The following is a 16,336-nucleotide window of genomic DNA, read 5'->3' on the forward strand; positions in this document are numbered from 1 at the left end:
TTGATAATAGAAGCACTGACATATCACCATTATTTTTGGATCAATGTGCCTAAAATCCATACGGAACTTTTATGGCAGTTGACTTTCCTTTTTATTGGTTTGGTCTTTATCTACTTCACCGCAATATTCTTTTTTAGAAATAAGATTTCCGCTACTCAACGTAAGGTTAGAAGGCGTAAGACCGAATTATCACCAATGATCAGTGAGTTTCTTTTTTATGAGGATAACGGACTAAAAGAAGACAAGAGTAACTATGTGGCCCTGAAGATTGAAATAAGGGAGCTGCTCAAGAATAGTTTTAATCGTAAAGTCTTGGCCGAAATATTACTTGACCTTCAAAAAGATGTTTCAGGAGATACCCAAAAGCGACTTTTTTCACTTTACCAAGATTTAGGGCTCCATAAAGACGCTTTTGAAAAATTGAAAAGTACACGATGGCAGGTTGTTTCGAAAGGTATATTAGAGCTTACCAGTATGCAAGTTGTTGAATCTTATGTTTTTATCACGAAATTCATAAATGACAAGAGGAGTACTATTCGTAAACAGGCAGAAATTGCCACGGTAACACTCAAGCCTGAAGGAATAGCCTTCTTTTTGGATACCACAAAATATCGAATATCGGAATGGCAACAATTAAAGCTCTTGGATGCCATGCGAAAATTGGAAGACTTTAATCCCCCTAGATTTAAACTGTGGTTGACATCACGCAACAAGCATGTGGTACTTTTTGCACTTAGATTGGTGAAATACTACAATCAAAACGACTGCAACGCTTCTTTGATTGAGTTGGTCAAACATAAGAATAACCAAATTAGGGGAGAAGCTATAAAATGCATCAAGGAATTTAATGTTGTTGCCGCTCTAGATGTGTTAAAATTGATATTCTGGAAAAGCAATGTCGAGGTTAAAATATCGGTATTGGATGCCATAGCCAATCTGGGAAGCGAAGCAGATGTAGCATTTTTGAAATTAGTGGAAAATAAGGAGTTTAACTTTTCAGTTAAAAGTAAAGCTTTAAGTGCTATTAATGCTATTTCGCCAGAAAGTATTATGCCGACCGAGGGCCTTCAAAACGCAGATGTAAGTATAACACCTTTAACCGATGTAAAAGAAAATACTACCGATAAAACTGAAGATACTCTAAATTCAAAATTGGTTGATGATAATCACATCATCGTGCTCCAGTCTGAAGAAGAAAGGGAAAAGGTTTCTCAGGTCGCATCGACTTTAGCAGAAAAAGGCAACGATAAGACCTCCTTAAAAGAGATGGAGGAAAACCATTCGACCGTTACTTCTACTTTATCTAAAGAGGAACTAATGGATTCTTTGGATGTCAACTTTTTGCCCATTGTGTGCGACAAGGTAACGGTTACCGATAGCTTTTCGGAAATAAGCGAAACCTCAGCGCAATATAGACCCAACAAAATAATCGTCAAAAATGAAATTAATGAGGTTCAAGTTGTTTTTGAGGAAGTAAGGTTTACCCAAAAGACAGATGATATTGAAAAGAACCATGGCGGTTATGAAGTTGAGAATATTGATGCTTTGACATTTGATTTTTTACCGATTGTGGCCAACAGTCAAGATTCTGTTTTTTCTAATGAAGCAGAAATAAACATCTCGGCAGTTGATGATGTGATGGCGATTGAAGTAATTCATGAAGAAACACTTGGCTGCGAGACATTGGACAATGAAACACACAACATAGTATTTAAAGATGGGTTTCCGGTTTTAGATGTACCGGATATTGAAGTAATCGACCCCGAAGTCCTCCCTAAATATAAGATGGAGGAGTTGGGTTATAATTTAGAACAAATAAATTCTCAGCAGACAACAAACGAAATGAAGCCTACCGATCAATTAAAATTAAAAGCGATTATTGAAGATTTAGTCGTTTTCGAGAATACCAATGAATTCGAGGAAATCATAAACGAATTTGATGATGTATGGTCTGACATGGAGTGGATTGGAAAATCACTTGATATGGAATTTGTGCCTTTGCAAAAGGAAGAAACGATCAATGAAACGGATAAAGCTTCAGATGAAGGTGTCGCAGACAATTTGATTCGAAATAAGAAAGATAATATAGCATCGGAAACAAAGATAGAGGACGCTGGAGAATTGGTTTCAAATGATATCGACGGTCATAGCAATGAATCATACTCAAAAAATACCGAAGAAGCAACGATGCAATTACTTGACGACATCGAAGCCTTGGGGGATCAACGGGAAATTCCCCTTTTGAGTGAACTCTTGCAAAACGAAAAAAACAAATCTGTTAAAGAACGCATTCGACATTTGATATCTAAATTCGCCAGTATGCCCTTTGAAGAGCGCTCTAGCCCTACAGATTTAGAAGTTTCCGAAGACATAGATTTTAAACCGTTCAACGTATTCGAAGACCTTTTTCGTACATGTGATACCGCAAAAAAACTAATCTTGCTAGATGAGATTGTCGCTGTAGGCGATGAAAAGGAAATTCCATTTCTAGATAGCCTTTTAGAGGATCCTAATTTTGAAATAAGAAAGAAGGCACAATTAGGTTTAAAAGGGCTTATGAACAAGCTTGCTGAAAAACGAGAATCCTTGGGAAGCGACGAAGCAAACGATCAATCGGCTAGTACAACAGGTCAATCACAAGAAATTGACGGAGCGGTACTTTTAGAGTATAGTCTTCTACTCGATGAGATGGAAGCGGAACCCCCATTGAACAACGATATTTTTGACGTTGGCTTTGAATTTTCCGAAAAATTGGAACATGTAGAAGAACCACCTCTATTATTGGAAAACCCGCACGATTCATTCCTGAACCAATTGTGGTCATTTCCAAACAAAATTATAGAGAAGTTAAATGGATAGTGGTGTATTCAATATCATTTTAGATTATATAAACATTGTTTTTCTATTGTTTACGACGGTCCTATTTCTAATGTTCAGTCTAATGGGGTATCTATCTACCCGAAACTCAATACATTATCGAAACAAGAATAGCTTTGGTGATATGTCAAAAGTTATGGCATCGCCTTTGGCACCCAGCATTACCATTATTGCACCCGCTTATAATGAGGGAATGACCATTGTTGAAAATATTCGATCATTGTTATCATTACGATATGTCAATTATGAGGTGATGGTGGTTAATGATGGTAGTAAGGATGACACCTTGCAGAAAATGATAGATGCTTATGATTTGGTTCAGGTGGAACATCAATCCGATCCAGATTGGCGTTCGAAGCCCATACGAGGCATATATAGATCATCGCAACGTTCTTTCTCCAAACTTACGGTAATCGATAAAGAAAATGGGGGAAAGTCTGATGCCTTGAATGCCGGAATGGCGCTTTCCAACAATCGCTATGTTGGCTGTATCGATGTCGACTGCCTGTTATTGCCCGACGCTCTGCTCCATGTGGTGAAATCGTTCTATCAACGTTCGAAAAAAAGAGTGATTGCCGTCGGTGGGGTTATTCGGGTAGCGAATTCCTGCGTTATTTCGGGAGGTCAACTAGAAGAAATTCGTCTTCCTAAAAACTGGCTGGCAAAATTTCAACTGTTGGAATATACACGCTCTTTTATTTTAGGAAGAATGGCCTGGGGCCGTATTGATAGCTTGTTGATTATTTCCGGGGCCTTTGGTTTTTTTGATCGTGAGATTGCACTCGCGGTAGGGGGATATGACACCAATACAGTCGGGGAGGATATGGAAATTGTATTTAAAATGCGAAGGTATATGCATGAAAGAAAACTATCCTATACCGTTGAATATATTCCAGATTCACTCTGTTGGACAGAAGTTCCCGAAGACCTTAAAATATTTATAAACCAACGAGATAGATGGGCCAGAGGAAATTTAGAGACACTTTTTAAACATAAAGATATGTTCTTTAACCCCAAATTTGGGAAGTTGGGAATGCTAAGTTATCCGTATTGGTTTTTTTATGAATGGCTTGCTCCCTTGCTGGAATTTTTTGGGTTTTTTACCATCATACTTTTTTATTATCTGGGAATACTGAATTGGGATTTTTTCATTGCAATAACAATGATGATTTATATGTTCTCGGTAATGTTCTCTTTTTATGCCATTTTATGGGATGTATACTCCTATAACGAATACAAACGCACTAAAGACATACTCACATTAATGTGCTGTGCCCTAATTGAACCTTTGGTTTTTCATCCAATAGTGGTCTGGTCTGCCGTGAGGGGTAATTACAAAAAATTGTTCAAGATAAAATCAGGATGGGGTTCTCAAGTTCGTAAAGGATTTGCCAAAACAACATAGTTTAAAAATGGAAACGAATAGCATTTCAAAATCGACCTTAAAACATTACACAAGATTGATGATCTCATTTTTCTTGTCGTTGCTTGTATTGTCCGTTTTTCAGTACACTATATTGTTTTTTAAAGGTGTTGTTGATGTCATTTTGGGAATGAGCTTTGTTATTTCGATTGTACATCACATGGGATATGCTTCTTTGGTTGGTCTCATTTTAGTACCGCTTTTTAACTTTCTAGAAAACCTTAATCCCAGGCTCGGTTTTAGAGTTGTCTTTTTGGTACTACTTTTTCTATTGGGTATCGAGGGATTGTTAGTTACCTACTACTGTGCCTTCTATGTGCCGTTGGGTGCAGACTTATTAGATTATAATTTTACCGATCTTATGATAGGTGCGTCCAATTCCCTGGGTATGTTGCCTTCCATCATTTTAGCGACACTTATTATGATAGCTTCTTTTTTTGGATGCTATAGAGTCACTTCGAAATTTTACCATCACATCAATAAAATGTACCCCTTTACCATTGTGTTGTTCAGTCTTTTTGTCATTACACTATTTACAGAAGGAAAGCCCATCAACCAGAATAAGACCCAATATTTAGGGAAACATCTTTTCACCGAAACTATCGAACGAACGAATTATAATTCTAAAGTGGAGTACCCCTTAGTCCGAACACCGAACACTGAAGATGTTTTGGGAGATTATTTTGAATTAAGGAAAGAGAAACCGAATATCGTTTTTGTTGTAGTGGAAGGATTAGGGAAGGGTTTTATAGGGAAAGAGGCACCCTATGGTGGGTTTACACCTTTTTTAGACTCGTTGTCCCGTAAATCACTCTATTGGGATAATTTTTTGAGCAACACTACACAAACTTCAGGGACAATACCATCTTTGATCGGATCGTTGCCCTTTGGCGAAGAAGGATTTTTAAATCTAAGTTATTTTCCGAATAAACTGACTTTATTTGGGGTTTTAAAGAACAACGGCTACCATACTTCATACTATCAAGGAACCAATAGTTCATTGAATAATTTAGATAATTTTCTTCAGAGTGAAAGTGTCGATTTTATTTTGGACCGATCCGGTTTTGGGAACGGTTATCAATTGCAAGTTGAAGATGCCGGCGGTTCCTCCTGGGGTTATCCCGATAAGGAACTCTTTAGAAAGGGTATGAGTCTGCCCAAGCCAAATACCCAACCAAGGATGGAGGTGTATATGACCGCCAATTTGCGTAGTCCTTTTTTATTGTCAAATCAAAAGTACTACGAAGCATTGGTTTCTAAATTGCTCATTGATAGTAATAGCGATGAAAAGACGCAGGAGGTAATCGAAGATAACCGTAACGTTTTTGCTAGTCTATTGTACAGTGATGAGGCCTTAAAGGCATTCTTTAGCGCCTATCAAAAAAATAATGACTTCGGCAACACTTTGTTTATAATTACGGGAAGCCATTCGCTTGATTCCGATATTCCCCTAAAAAATACATTAGGTTCTTTCCATGTGCCCTTGATCATATATAGTCCCATGCTGAAAACGGCTAAGACATTTAGTTCTATTTCCTCACATTTAGATGTGGCCCCATCCTTATTGGCCCTTCTAAACAAAACTTATGAAATAAAACTGCCCAAAAAAGTGGCGTGGTTAGGCGGTGCGTTGGATATGCATAGACGATTTCGGTCGATTAAAGATATTCCGCTGAAGACAGATAAAGATGGAACCATGGAATTTATTCATGGAAATAAGTTTTTTTCCGATGGAGACGCCTTTGATATTGATAGTGACCTTAATTTAAAACTGGTACTGGGCCAAAAGGGTAATTTAGGAAGAAAGCTAAATGATTTTATGGCTATGAATGTATATGTAACCGAGAAGAATAAGATAATACCTGATGAACTGGTCATTTTTCCTTTTAGGAAAGAGGCGTTCGAACACAATGAAATGGTATGGCTAAATAGTGTTTTCAATGGTAGTAACTTCGACAAGGCTTATTCAACGGCAAGAAGTTTTGCTTTTGATAAGGAGTCGGAAAAGGCATTGCTGCTTTGTCGGTACATACTTTCTGAAATTCCAAGTCATTTAGATGCACATATTCTTATGGGGAGAATCAATGCTTGGGAGGGAAACTATTCTGAGTCTATTCGCATACTTAAAACGTGTATTGGGTTAAATCCTTCTTATTTAGACTCCTACGAAGCTTTGCTTGATGTTTATTTCTGGTCAGAGAAAACTGAGGCGGCCATAAGATTGATATCGCTTATGGATAAAAATGAAATCGATACTTCCGCGATTACATCAAAAATCAATAGGGCAAGGAAAGCGGCTGAAAAGAAACACCTAAGCACATTCAATCAAAAGTCTTCAAACCAAAAAGAAGTAGAAACTGAACTCGTTTTAAGTGATATTTGATGAGATTGATTAGAAAAATATGGCTGATGGTCTTGTTAGTGCCTCCGTTTTGGGGAGAAGCCCAAGAGCTGGCATATAACGGTGATCCCGATGTCTCTTTTTTTACGGCACGTACTTTAGCTTTCGACGGCAATCGTAATGTTGCCCGAGATACTTTATGCCATATTTTAACAAAATACCCTGATTATACCGATGTACGCAGTTTATTGGCCAGTACGTATAGTTGGGATGGAGACTATGATAAGGCGAGATCCCATTTTAACCGCATAACATCCGTAGAGCGGGAAAATAAGGAAGTGTGGGTCGCCACCATTAAAAATGAAATATATGCCGAAAATTATTACCTCGCTCTTGGTTTAGCCAATAAAGCCGTATCCTTTTTAGAGAATGATATAGATATCATAGCGCTGCAGGCGAGAACTTTGGCCTTGGTAAAGAAAGGGAAGCAAGAAACACCAAAACCGACAGAATTCACACCCTCCAACGATACGCTAACAGCAGCGAGAGGTCTCAAGAATGGTGTAAAAATTTCAAATTCTTTTGAAATTTTTGATGTGGTCTATGACCCTATGATCTATTCGAGTATAAGTTATGGTCGAGAAACAGGGGCAGGTCTCGTAATCCCAAAAATCAACTACAGTAATCGCTTTCAAACCCATGGTTTGCAATATGAATTGGATTTTTATCCTAAGTTTTCAAAAACGTTCTACGGTTATTTGAACTATGGGTATTCAAATGCGCCCATTTTTCCAGATCATAGGGTAGGGGCCGAACTCTATGCAAACTTGCCTAAATCGTTAGAAGCTTCTTTGGGGATGCGATTTTTAGACTTTAACACATCAAAGGCCCAGATTTATACGGGCTCGATTGGTTTGTATTCCGGTAACTACTACTTTTCCCTGCGGCCTTATCTTACGCCACAGCCCAATGGCAATATGAGTTTTTCTGGAAACTTGTTGATGCGTAAATATTTGAGAGATGGCTACAACTATCTTGGTATTAATTTCGGAATGGGATATTCTCCTGAGCTTAAACAACTACGCGATGATGAAGAGTTACTTGCAGAAACGCTACTCTTTATTGAATCGCAACGATTGGGTATGGAGTATCAGTTCACCGCAAAAAATAGTCCAAATATTTACAAGGCCAGTCTCGGAGTCAATCGACAAGAATTGGTTTTTGATTCGGGTAAATTTACATGGTCGATTTCTGCAGGAATATCCTATGAAATCAAATTTTAATTGCAATTCCGCAAATGTATTTTCGACGTAAAGAGTATTGATTTTTCTTGGCCGACGAAATAACATTCTTCAAATTTTTAGTGTTATACAACGAAAAGACAAGGGTACACCACAATTAATTGTTGGGGCTTCCCGTTATTTTTATGTTTACAGTATTATAAGCAATTAAACCCAAATCATCTCGATATATCGGGACTAACTTTAAACCTATATACTATGCTTTACGATACTTATGGAGAAGAATATTTGGCGTTTCTCCAAGATTTAAATGAAATTTTAAGTTTAAACGAGTTGGCCGAATTAGACTATATGTAGTAAAATAAAGTAACTTTTAAAATCCCCAGATTATGGCAAATCAAAATCAAGACAACGCAGCTTATTTGAATTTTATCGAAAGTTTAAATGATATTCTTATGAACTTCGATATCAGCAAACTAAAGTATTCTTAATTGGTCAACAAATGACTAATAAAAACGGGGGACAGCAAAGCTGTCCCCCGTTTTTATTTTTAAAGACAAAGACAGCGTTTCTAGCCTAAATAGGTCTTGAGTAATTTGCTTCTCGAGTTATGTCTTAGCTTTCGAATGGCCTTCTCCCTTATCTGACGTACCCGTTCGCGAGTGAGATCAAAAGTTTGCCCAATTTCTGCCAAGGTCATTGACTGTTGGTCACCGATTCCATAATATAGTTTTACCACATCGGCCTCTCTTGGCGACAGTGTTTCAAGAGCACGGTTTATTTCTGTGTTCAATGATTGCTGCATTAAAATCTTATCCGGTCTTGGAGATTCTCCAGAACGTAAGACGTCGTAGAGATTGGAATCTTCCCCTTCACGAAGCGGTGCGTCCATTGAAACGTGCCTCCCGGAGTTCTTGATAGACTGTTTAACCTCGGTAACCGTCATTTCAAGTTCTTTGGCAATCTCTTCTGCAGAAGGCGGTCGCTCATGTGCTTGCTCCAAATAAGAAAAGGTCTTCTTTATCTTGTTGATAGATCCAATTTTATTCAAAGGGAGCCGAACGACCCGAGATTGTTCCGCCAGGGCCTGTAATATTGATTGTCTGATCCACCATACGGCGTATGAGATGAATTTAAACCCACGGGTCTCATCAAACCGTTTGGCGGCCTTAACAAGCCCCAAATTGCCCTCATTGATTAAATCGGGTAGCTTTAACCCCTGGTTTTGATATTGTTTGGCCACCGATACCACAAAACGAAGGTTGGCAGTAGTCAATTTTTCCAAGGCTACTTGATCACCGGCCCTAATACGTTGTGCTAGTTCCACTTCCTCGTGAGCGTTGATCAAATCTATTTTACTGATATCTTGCAAGTACTTGTCCAACGATTTAGATTCACGGTTCGTGACCTGCTTGATGATCTTTAGTTGCCTCATATATTTTTTTTGGATTTTGAAGTTCTACAAGCTTACAGTATACATCTTTATTGTGTCTTTTCCAAAGAGTTAAAGTATTGTTATACATAATTTATGAGAAGTTTATGATTTATTACCTTACAAAGGAGTTTTCGTGATACTTGTATTATTTTTGTCTGTATATAGCTAAAATATGAGCAAAAGGGCACTTAAAAAGTATACATCAAGTTTACCCAAACGAGAGCTGGAAGCGCAGTTACTCGATCTTTATGACCGTTTTCCTATGGTAAAGCAATATTATGATTTTGTGTTTAACCCGAAAGAAGACAAACTGGTGCAGGAAGCCAAGACAAAAATTTCTAACGAATACTTTCCTATAAAAAGAAAGCGGCCAAAAGCTAGACGTTCGGTAGCACAGAACAGGATAAAACATTTTATCAAGTTGGGTGTCGATCCGTATTTGGTTGCCGATGTAATGTTATATAATCTAGAAGTGGCACAATCTTTTGAACTAGAACAAAATGTTCCCGATGCTTTTTATAAAAGTATGTTGAATTCTTTCAATGAAGCAGTACAGTATGTGGCCCTGAATGGTTTGCTACACGATTTTAAGTCGCGGATCTTAAAAGTATACCAGATTACACAAGACGAGAACTGGTTGCACGGCGAAGGGTTCTCCCGAGTTTTAGATTTTATCGATTAATGCTATTGAGTTTCTTTTCGATTTTGTCTCTTTGTTAGCATTCGGTAGCCAAAAACCAAGGATATCTATAGTGCTGTAATGCAATGATTTGTGAAAATTTGAGGGATTTTTCGTCTAATAAATTTCGGTTGAGGACAAAATTCGATTAGTTTTGCAAAATTGAACCTGCTGCATCGGCCCGTTATAGAGGAGACTAAATTTAAGATATACCTTACTGTTTGGAACTACAAAAAGATACTACAGAAAAGACACTTTACGATTATCAAATCGATGACTTAAATGCTATTTTTAAGCATTTGGAAGAATCTCACGTTAATTCCAATTTACTATATCAATTACCTACAGGTGGCGGTAAAACTGTAGTTTTTTCTGAAATTGCCCGTAGATACATCGAAGAATCAAAAAAAAAGGTGGTCGTGCTTACCCACCGTATCGAACTGAGTTCGCAGACATCGAATATGTTGACTGGTTTTGGGGTAAAGAACAAGATTATCAATAGTGAGGTCAAAGAACTCAAAGACCAAGACGAATACATGTGCTTTGTGGCCATGGTCGAGACTTTGAACAACAGATTGCAAGAAGAGAAAATCGAAATCAATAATATTGGACTTGTTATCATAGATGAGGCGCACTATAATTCTTTCAGAAAACTTTTTAAGCATTTTAAGACCGCTACTATACTCGGCGTAACCGCAACGCCTCTTAGTTCGAATATTAAGCTACCCATGAAAGACAACTATAAGAAGTTGATCGTTGGGGAATCAATCGGCTCATTGATCAAACGTAAGTTTTTAGCCCGGGCAAACCTATATAATTACGATGTTAGCCTGCAAAGCTTGAAGTTGGGTATAAGTGGTGATTATACGGTAAAATCTTCCGATGAGCTTTATGGAAACCACAGCATGTTGGGTAAGTTGTTGGCGGCCTATAAAGAAATTGCAGAAGGTACCAAGACCCTTATTTTTAATAATGGCATCAATACGTCGCGTTATGTATATGAAACCTTTAAAAGGGCGGGTTACAATGTAAGACACCTTGACAATAAAAATAATGCAGCCGAAAGGCGGGAAATATTAGATTGGTTTTCGAATACTCCCGATGCTATTTTAAGCTCCGTGAGTATTCTTACTACTGGTTTTGATGAACCTTCTGTGGAGACCATCATATTAAATAGGGCAACACGTTCGTTGACACTGTATTTTCAGATGATCGGTCGGGGTTCTCGGGTTTTAAAGGATAAAAAGGAATTCAATGTTATCGACTTGGGAAACAATCTTGCACGTTTTGGTCCTTGGGATGCTCCAATAGATTGGCAAGAGATTTTTCATTTTCCCGATTTCTATTTAGAAAATATAAAGAACGATGAAGAGATTGAACGGGAGTTCGTTTATGAAATGCCGGCCGATCTAAGAGCAAAATTTTCGAAATCGAGCCATATTGAATTTAATGTAAAGGCCGAGTATAAAAAAGTGTTTGCTGAAGGCCTTAAGTCGAAAATAGTGTTGGAGCGAAGTATCGAACAGCATGCTCAAATATGTGTCGAAAATGCAGAAGACGTTTTTGATGCGCGAATTTTGGCAAAAGAACTGAAGGAAGAAATAGCCTATCGCATTCGACAATACTCGTATTGTATCATGAATAATACAAAGAATTATAAGGAGTGGTTAGAGGAAGACTATGGTCGAAAACTACGCTCCGCCATTTCTCGAAAGTTTGCGGAACGTATGTAAGGTGTAGTTCGTGTAAAAACTTATATTCTAAGTGTTTGTTATTGTTTTATGGGATAATAAACGGAAAAGGTTGTTTAAGTTTTGGCTCAGTGGAATGCTCTTTCGATGTATCTTTTAATCTTCTAAGTAGTTGTTGTGAAAAAACAGGTTCTTGTAATTGCCTTAAATTGGCCAGCACCTAATTTTACTGCTGCAGGAGTACGGCTATTTCAATTGATAGACTTCTTTAAACAGCGAAACTGCCAAATTACCTTAGCAAGTACGGCTGAGGAACATAGCAATGATATATCGAACAATGGGGGCATCAATCGCGTTAAGATTCAGTTGAATCATGATAGTTTTGATACTTTCGTTCAAGAACTTGATCCACAAATTGTATTGTTCGACCGATTTACGGCCGAAGAACAGTTCGGATGGAGGGTGGCCGAACAAGCACCTCAAGCCATTCGAATTTTAGATACCGAAGATTTGCATTCGCTTCGTGCCAGTAGGGCCGAGGCGATAAAAGACAATAACAATTTTACCATAACACAGTGGTTGCAAAGCGATAAAACAAAAAGGGAAGTGGCCAGCATTTACCGATCAGATTTATCATTGATAATATCTGATTACGAAATGCAAATATTACGGCCTATCGTTCATGGTCATAAGCGACTTCTTCTACAGCTGCCTTTCATGCTAAACCCTATTGATCAAAATAAAATCGATTCTTGGCGAACTTTTGAAGAGCGCTACGATTTTTTGTTCATTGGCTTTGGAGGGCACGCACCCAATGTCGATGCGATTGTTCAGCTAAAAACCAAAATTTGGCCATTGATACGTAACAAATTACCGCAATCAGAGCTAAATATCTATGGCGCTAACCTGCCCCAGCATGTCTATCAAATGCACCAAGCAAAAGACGGTTTTATTGTAAAAGGTTGGGCCAGGGAAGTATCAGAAGTTATGGGCAAGGCACGAGTGCTTTTGGCTCCACTTCGTTATGGAGCGGGTATCAAAGGGAAACTGGTCGACGCTATGCAGTACGGTACCCCTTCGGTAACAACCAAAATCGGTGCCGAAAGTATGCATGAAAATCTTGCGTGGAACGGATGCGTCGAAGATGACCCGGAAGAGTTTGCCCAAGCTGCAGTAGAATTGTATCAAAATCGGAAGAAGTGGTTAGAGGCACAAAAGAATGGCATTGTCATTGTCAATACGGTATATGACAAAAAAGTGTCATCCCAGCGGTTAGAGTCAATATTAAAACATTTGGAAGGGGATTTAACAGCGCATCGCACTAAAAATTTTATCGGCAGCCTTTTACGACATCAAACCATGCAGGGGACCAAATATCTATCAAAATGGATACAAGAGAAGAATGTCAAACATTAGCTTTTATCTATAGCCAGTTTCTTTATGAAATTTGACGCCCGATTTCTATTTAGAGCTCGGATAGAATACTCTCAAATTTATTTTCGTTCAATGGTTTCGAAATATAATCGGTGACGGTTTCAAAACTTTTGGCCCTGATAACATCTTCTGGGTCTACGGAAGAAGAAACCATATAGATGGTGATTTTTTTAGCCAGGGAATGCGCTATTTTCTCGTACTCTTCAAGAAACTGAAATCCGTCCATTACTGGCATATCGATATCCAATAAAATAATATCGGGTAAAGCGGCAAGGTCATTTTGATGGGTTAAGATATGATCGAGAGTATCTTCACCATTGGCGAAGAGGGAAACCTGATTTCCTTCCAAAAGCGTCGCGACCGACTTTGTAAGGGCATATTTATAAATATCGTCGTCATCGACAATACAAATATGTAGTATGTTTTTCATACAGTTTAGATTAAAATTCAATACTAAAAATAGAGCCTTTGCCCACTTGACTTTCTGCTGAGATTTTACCTCCCATCGCTTCAACCTGCGCTTTGGTCATAAACAGTCCCACACCCTTGGCATCTGGGTGTCTATGAAAAACTTTGTTTAGGCCAAAGAGCTTATGGCCGTGTTTTTTTAAGTCAATTCCCAATCCATTATCCTTAAAGCTTAATTTTACTACGCCATTCTCGATTTCAGAAGTCACGATTATTTCAGGGTTCCGTTCTGGGTCTTTATATTTAATGGCATTACCAATGAGGTTTTGAAAAATACTTTCCATATAAATTGGGTTATAAGAAACCACGTCAATTGCCGAGAAATCACCTTTAATCAATGCGCCGCTATCCGAGATTTGGGCCATAAGTATATCTTGTGTTTTTTTTAGGGTCTGGGTAAATGAGACTTCTTTTCGAATGACCGATTTCTCACTTTTTGTTTTCAGCGTCTCGACAAGGGTATTCAGGGTTAACGTAAGATGGCCTATAACTATTTCAAATTTACTAAATATCTCAGATCTTTCCTCCTCTCTGTTCGAAGTTTTATAGAGGCTAACAATGCTGTTTAGATTACTCACCGGGGCACGTAGGTTATGGGAGGTTATCTGCGTGAAATCAGCGAGCTGCTGGTTCTGGGCAGTTAGTTTTTTTGCAAGTATTTCTAATCGCTCATTGGATTCTAACATCTTATGTTCGGCCAATTTTTCAGCCGTAATATCCCAAATGGCCATTGATATCAATAGCCCATCATCGGCTTGAAGCGGACCTATGCTTACTTTTACCGGTATTTCTTTACCCTTTTTGTTAATCAAATAATAATCCTCATCGATATCAATGGACATCACCTTTGGATTGTTGAAAAAGACCTCTCTAATAGGTGCCCGTTTCTTTAAAAATCTTGAAGGAATTAACATATCAATCGATTGACCCACCAATTCTTTGGGTGTGTAGCCGAACAATTTTTCAGCTTGTTTATTTATCATTTGAATGATACTATCTTGCCCTATAATAAGTGTAGCATTTGGGGCCGATTCTAAAAGTCCTTTAAATTTTAATATTTCTTTTTGCTGTTTGGTTACATTTATGAACGCACCCCTCACTTCGATTAATTCTCCCTTATCATTAGTAATTAAATCACCTCCGGTAGCATTCAAATATTTCAAGGTTCCATCATCAAGAATAATTCGATGAATTACATCGATAAATTCCTTATTTTTTATGGCATTTTCTTTAGCTTGTTCAACTTTCTTGCGATCTTCGGGATGTACGTACTTTAATAAAGTTTCTGAAGTAATTCTTGTGCCCTCCGGTATACCAAAAATTTTAAACAAACTTTTAGACAAAAGAAACAAATCTTCATTTATAATCCACCGCCAATGTCCTACACCTGCTTTTTCTTCTGCAAAATTTAAAAGTCGGTTCTTTTCCTGTAATTCGATTTCCAGGTCTTTTTGCGCCGTTACATCTTGTGAAATACCTAAAATAGTGAGCGCCTCCCCATTTTTATCGATATTGACTTTACCATTGACCTGAATATACCTGATGACCCCATCTATTATGATGCGGTGGCTAAAGCTTTTGAAAGTCTTGGTCAAGATAACCTCTTCTAAATAGGCATGTAGATTCTCCAAATCATCGGGATGCACATTTTTTAAGAGTGTTTTTGCGGGGAGACCCTCGTTATGCTCTAACTCAAGGAGGTTTGACATGTTCTCGGAACAGGTTAATACATTGGTTCTTAAATCCCACAGCCAATAGCCTAGCTTCATCATCCGTTTAATAACGGAGAATAATTGATTTTTTTCCATGAGCCCTTCCTCGAACTGCTTTCTGGCCGTAATATCTTGTGAAATAAAGAGGACATTATTGAAATTTCCAGCCTCGTCGGCAATGAACTCTCCTAAAACTTGAATGATCCGTTCAGTTCCATCTTTTAAAAGATAACGATGATGGAGGGTTTCAAAAATGTTATTTTTAAGTGACTTCTTAAAGTGGGCACGTACCATATTTATATCTTCAGGATGAACACTATTTATCATCATATCGATGGTAATAGGTGTATCTTCCTCAACACCAATGATGCGACAAATATTTTGGGAACAGGTGACCATATCTGTATTCAAATCTAATTTCCAGTGCCCTAATGAAGCTTTTTTCTCGGTAAAGTTTAATAGTTCATTCTTTTGAAGCAATTTTTTTTCAAACGCCTTTCTTTTGGTTATGTCCTGAAAAATCCCTGAAATTTTGAGGCATATATTTTCGCTAAAGGTGCCATTGCCTATCATATGTACCCATATTGTTTTATTTAGCGAGGTTATCAACTCTATTTCTTGATCAAAAGGTATCTTTTTGGCGATGAGATCATCAATTCCTTTTTTAATTTGTGTAGTGAAAGAACCTACTTCGAAGTATGAGGAGCATTCCGCTAGATTAAGCGTGCTTTGCGGAATTTCTAAAATATCACAGGAAATCTGATTTAGGGTAAAAAGTTGTGTTTCCAAATTAAACTCCCAAGAACCTATTCGGGCGATGGCATTAATAGCATCTTGTGCAATATCAGTAGTTTGGTTTTTATGGTTTTGATTGTTCATAGGGCGTGTTTGGCATAAAAATTAACAGGAGGTAGGCTATGTTTTTATAATACATTTCTTATTTAAAATGTTGAATACGACATCTTTTGTACACCTAAACTTTGTACTAAAATAAATTAATATAAACTCCTGTAAATTAGGCTATCTATCTCATAT

Annotated in this window: 10 protein-coding genes; 7 read left to right on the top strand and 3 right to left on the bottom strand. The window is 37.8% G+C overall.

The genetic code is table 11. From position 1 onward, the window contains the following. The 4 genes from AACZ88_RS00125 to AACZ88_RS00140 are packed head-to-tail and all read left to right on the top strand — an operon-like array spanning position 1 to position 7,924. Positions 1 to 2,859, top strand: coding sequence for a hypothetical protein (locus AACZ88_RS00125; protein ID WP_339704381.1), 2,859 nt, complete (start codon positions 1 to 3; stop codon positions 2,857 to 2,859). After that, positions 2,852 to 4,282 (top strand): glycosyltransferase, encoded by a 1,431-nt coding sequence (locus AACZ88_RS00130; protein WP_339704384.1) that lies wholly within the window; start codon positions 2,852 to 2,854, stop codon positions 4,280 to 4,282. Before AACZ88_RS00125 ends, AACZ88_RS00130 begins: the two co-directional genes overlap by 8 nt. 7 nt (positions 4,283 to 4,289) lie before the next feature. Next, positions 4,290 to 6,683: an LTA synthase family protein gene (locus AACZ88_RS00135; protein WP_339704387.1), complete on the top strand. Its 2,394-nt coding sequence runs from the start codon at positions 4,290 to 4,292 to the stop codon at positions 6,681 to 6,683. Then, the gene (locus AACZ88_RS00140) at positions 6,683 to 7,924 is read left to right on the top strand and encodes a YaiO family outer membrane beta-barrel protein (RefSeq protein WP_339704390.1); all 1,242 of its coding nucleotides are present in this window, start codon (positions 6,683 to 6,685) and stop codon (positions 7,922 to 7,924) included. Before AACZ88_RS00135 ends, AACZ88_RS00140 begins: the two co-directional genes overlap by 1 nt. A gap of 529 nt (positions 7,925 to 8,453) precedes the next feature. Here the strand turns inward: AACZ88_RS00140 and AACZ88_RS00145 are convergent. Beyond that, positions 8,454 to 9,317 carry an RNA polymerase sigma factor RpoD/SigA gene (locus AACZ88_RS00145; protein ID WP_339704393.1) on the bottom strand — a complete coding sequence of 288 codons (864 nt, stop codon included), beginning with the start codon at positions 9,315 to 9,317 and terminating at the stop codon, positions 8,454 to 8,456. 172 nt (positions 9,318 to 9,489) lie between these two features. Here AACZ88_RS00145 and AACZ88_RS00150 point away from each other — a divergent pair, with 172 nt between their 5' ends. The 3 genes from AACZ88_RS00150 to AACZ88_RS00160 all read left to right on the top strand — a co-directional run bounded on the left by AACZ88_RS00150 (position 9,490) and on the right by AACZ88_RS00160 (position 13,103). After that, complete coding sequence (locus AACZ88_RS00150; protein WP_339704396.1) at positions 9,490 to 9,999, top strand: DUF6155 family protein; 510 nt, start codon at positions 9,490 to 9,492, stop codon at positions 9,997 to 9,999. A gap of 218 nt (positions 10,000 to 10,217) precedes the next feature. After that, positions 10,218 to 11,729 (top strand): DEAD/DEAH box helicase, encoded by a 1,512-nt coding sequence (locus AACZ88_RS00155; RefSeq protein WP_339704399.1) that lies wholly within the window; start codon positions 10,218 to 10,220, stop codon positions 11,727 to 11,729. Between the two features lie 135 nt (positions 11,730 to 11,864). After that, positions 11,865 to 13,103: a glycosyltransferase gene (locus AACZ88_RS00160; RefSeq protein WP_339704401.1), complete on the top strand. Its 1,239-nt coding sequence runs from the start codon at positions 11,865 to 11,867 to the stop codon at positions 13,101 to 13,103. A gap of 49 nt (positions 13,104 to 13,152) precedes the next feature. Here the strand turns inward: AACZ88_RS00160 and AACZ88_RS00165 are convergent, their stop codons facing one another. Together AACZ88_RS00165 and AACZ88_RS00170 are read right to left on the bottom strand one after the other, a co-directional pair. Beyond that, positions 13,153 to 13,551, bottom strand: a complete 399-nt coding sequence (locus AACZ88_RS00165; RefSeq protein WP_339704404.1) for a response regulator — start codon at positions 13,549 to 13,551, stop codon at positions 13,153 to 13,155. Positions 13,552 to 13,561: 10 nt separating this feature from the next. Further along, complete coding sequence (locus AACZ88_RS00170) at positions 13,562 to 16,180, bottom strand: PAS domain S-box protein (protein ID WP_339704407.1); 2,619 nt, start codon at positions 16,178 to 16,180, stop codon at positions 13,562 to 13,564. Positions 16,181 to 16,336: the final 156 nt, after the last annotated feature.

The organism is uncultured Kriegella sp., assembly GCF_963975415.1.
In the GTDB taxonomy this organism is placed as follows: domain Bacteria; phylum Bacteroidota; class Bacteroidia; order Flavobacteriales; family Flavobacteriaceae; genus Kriegella.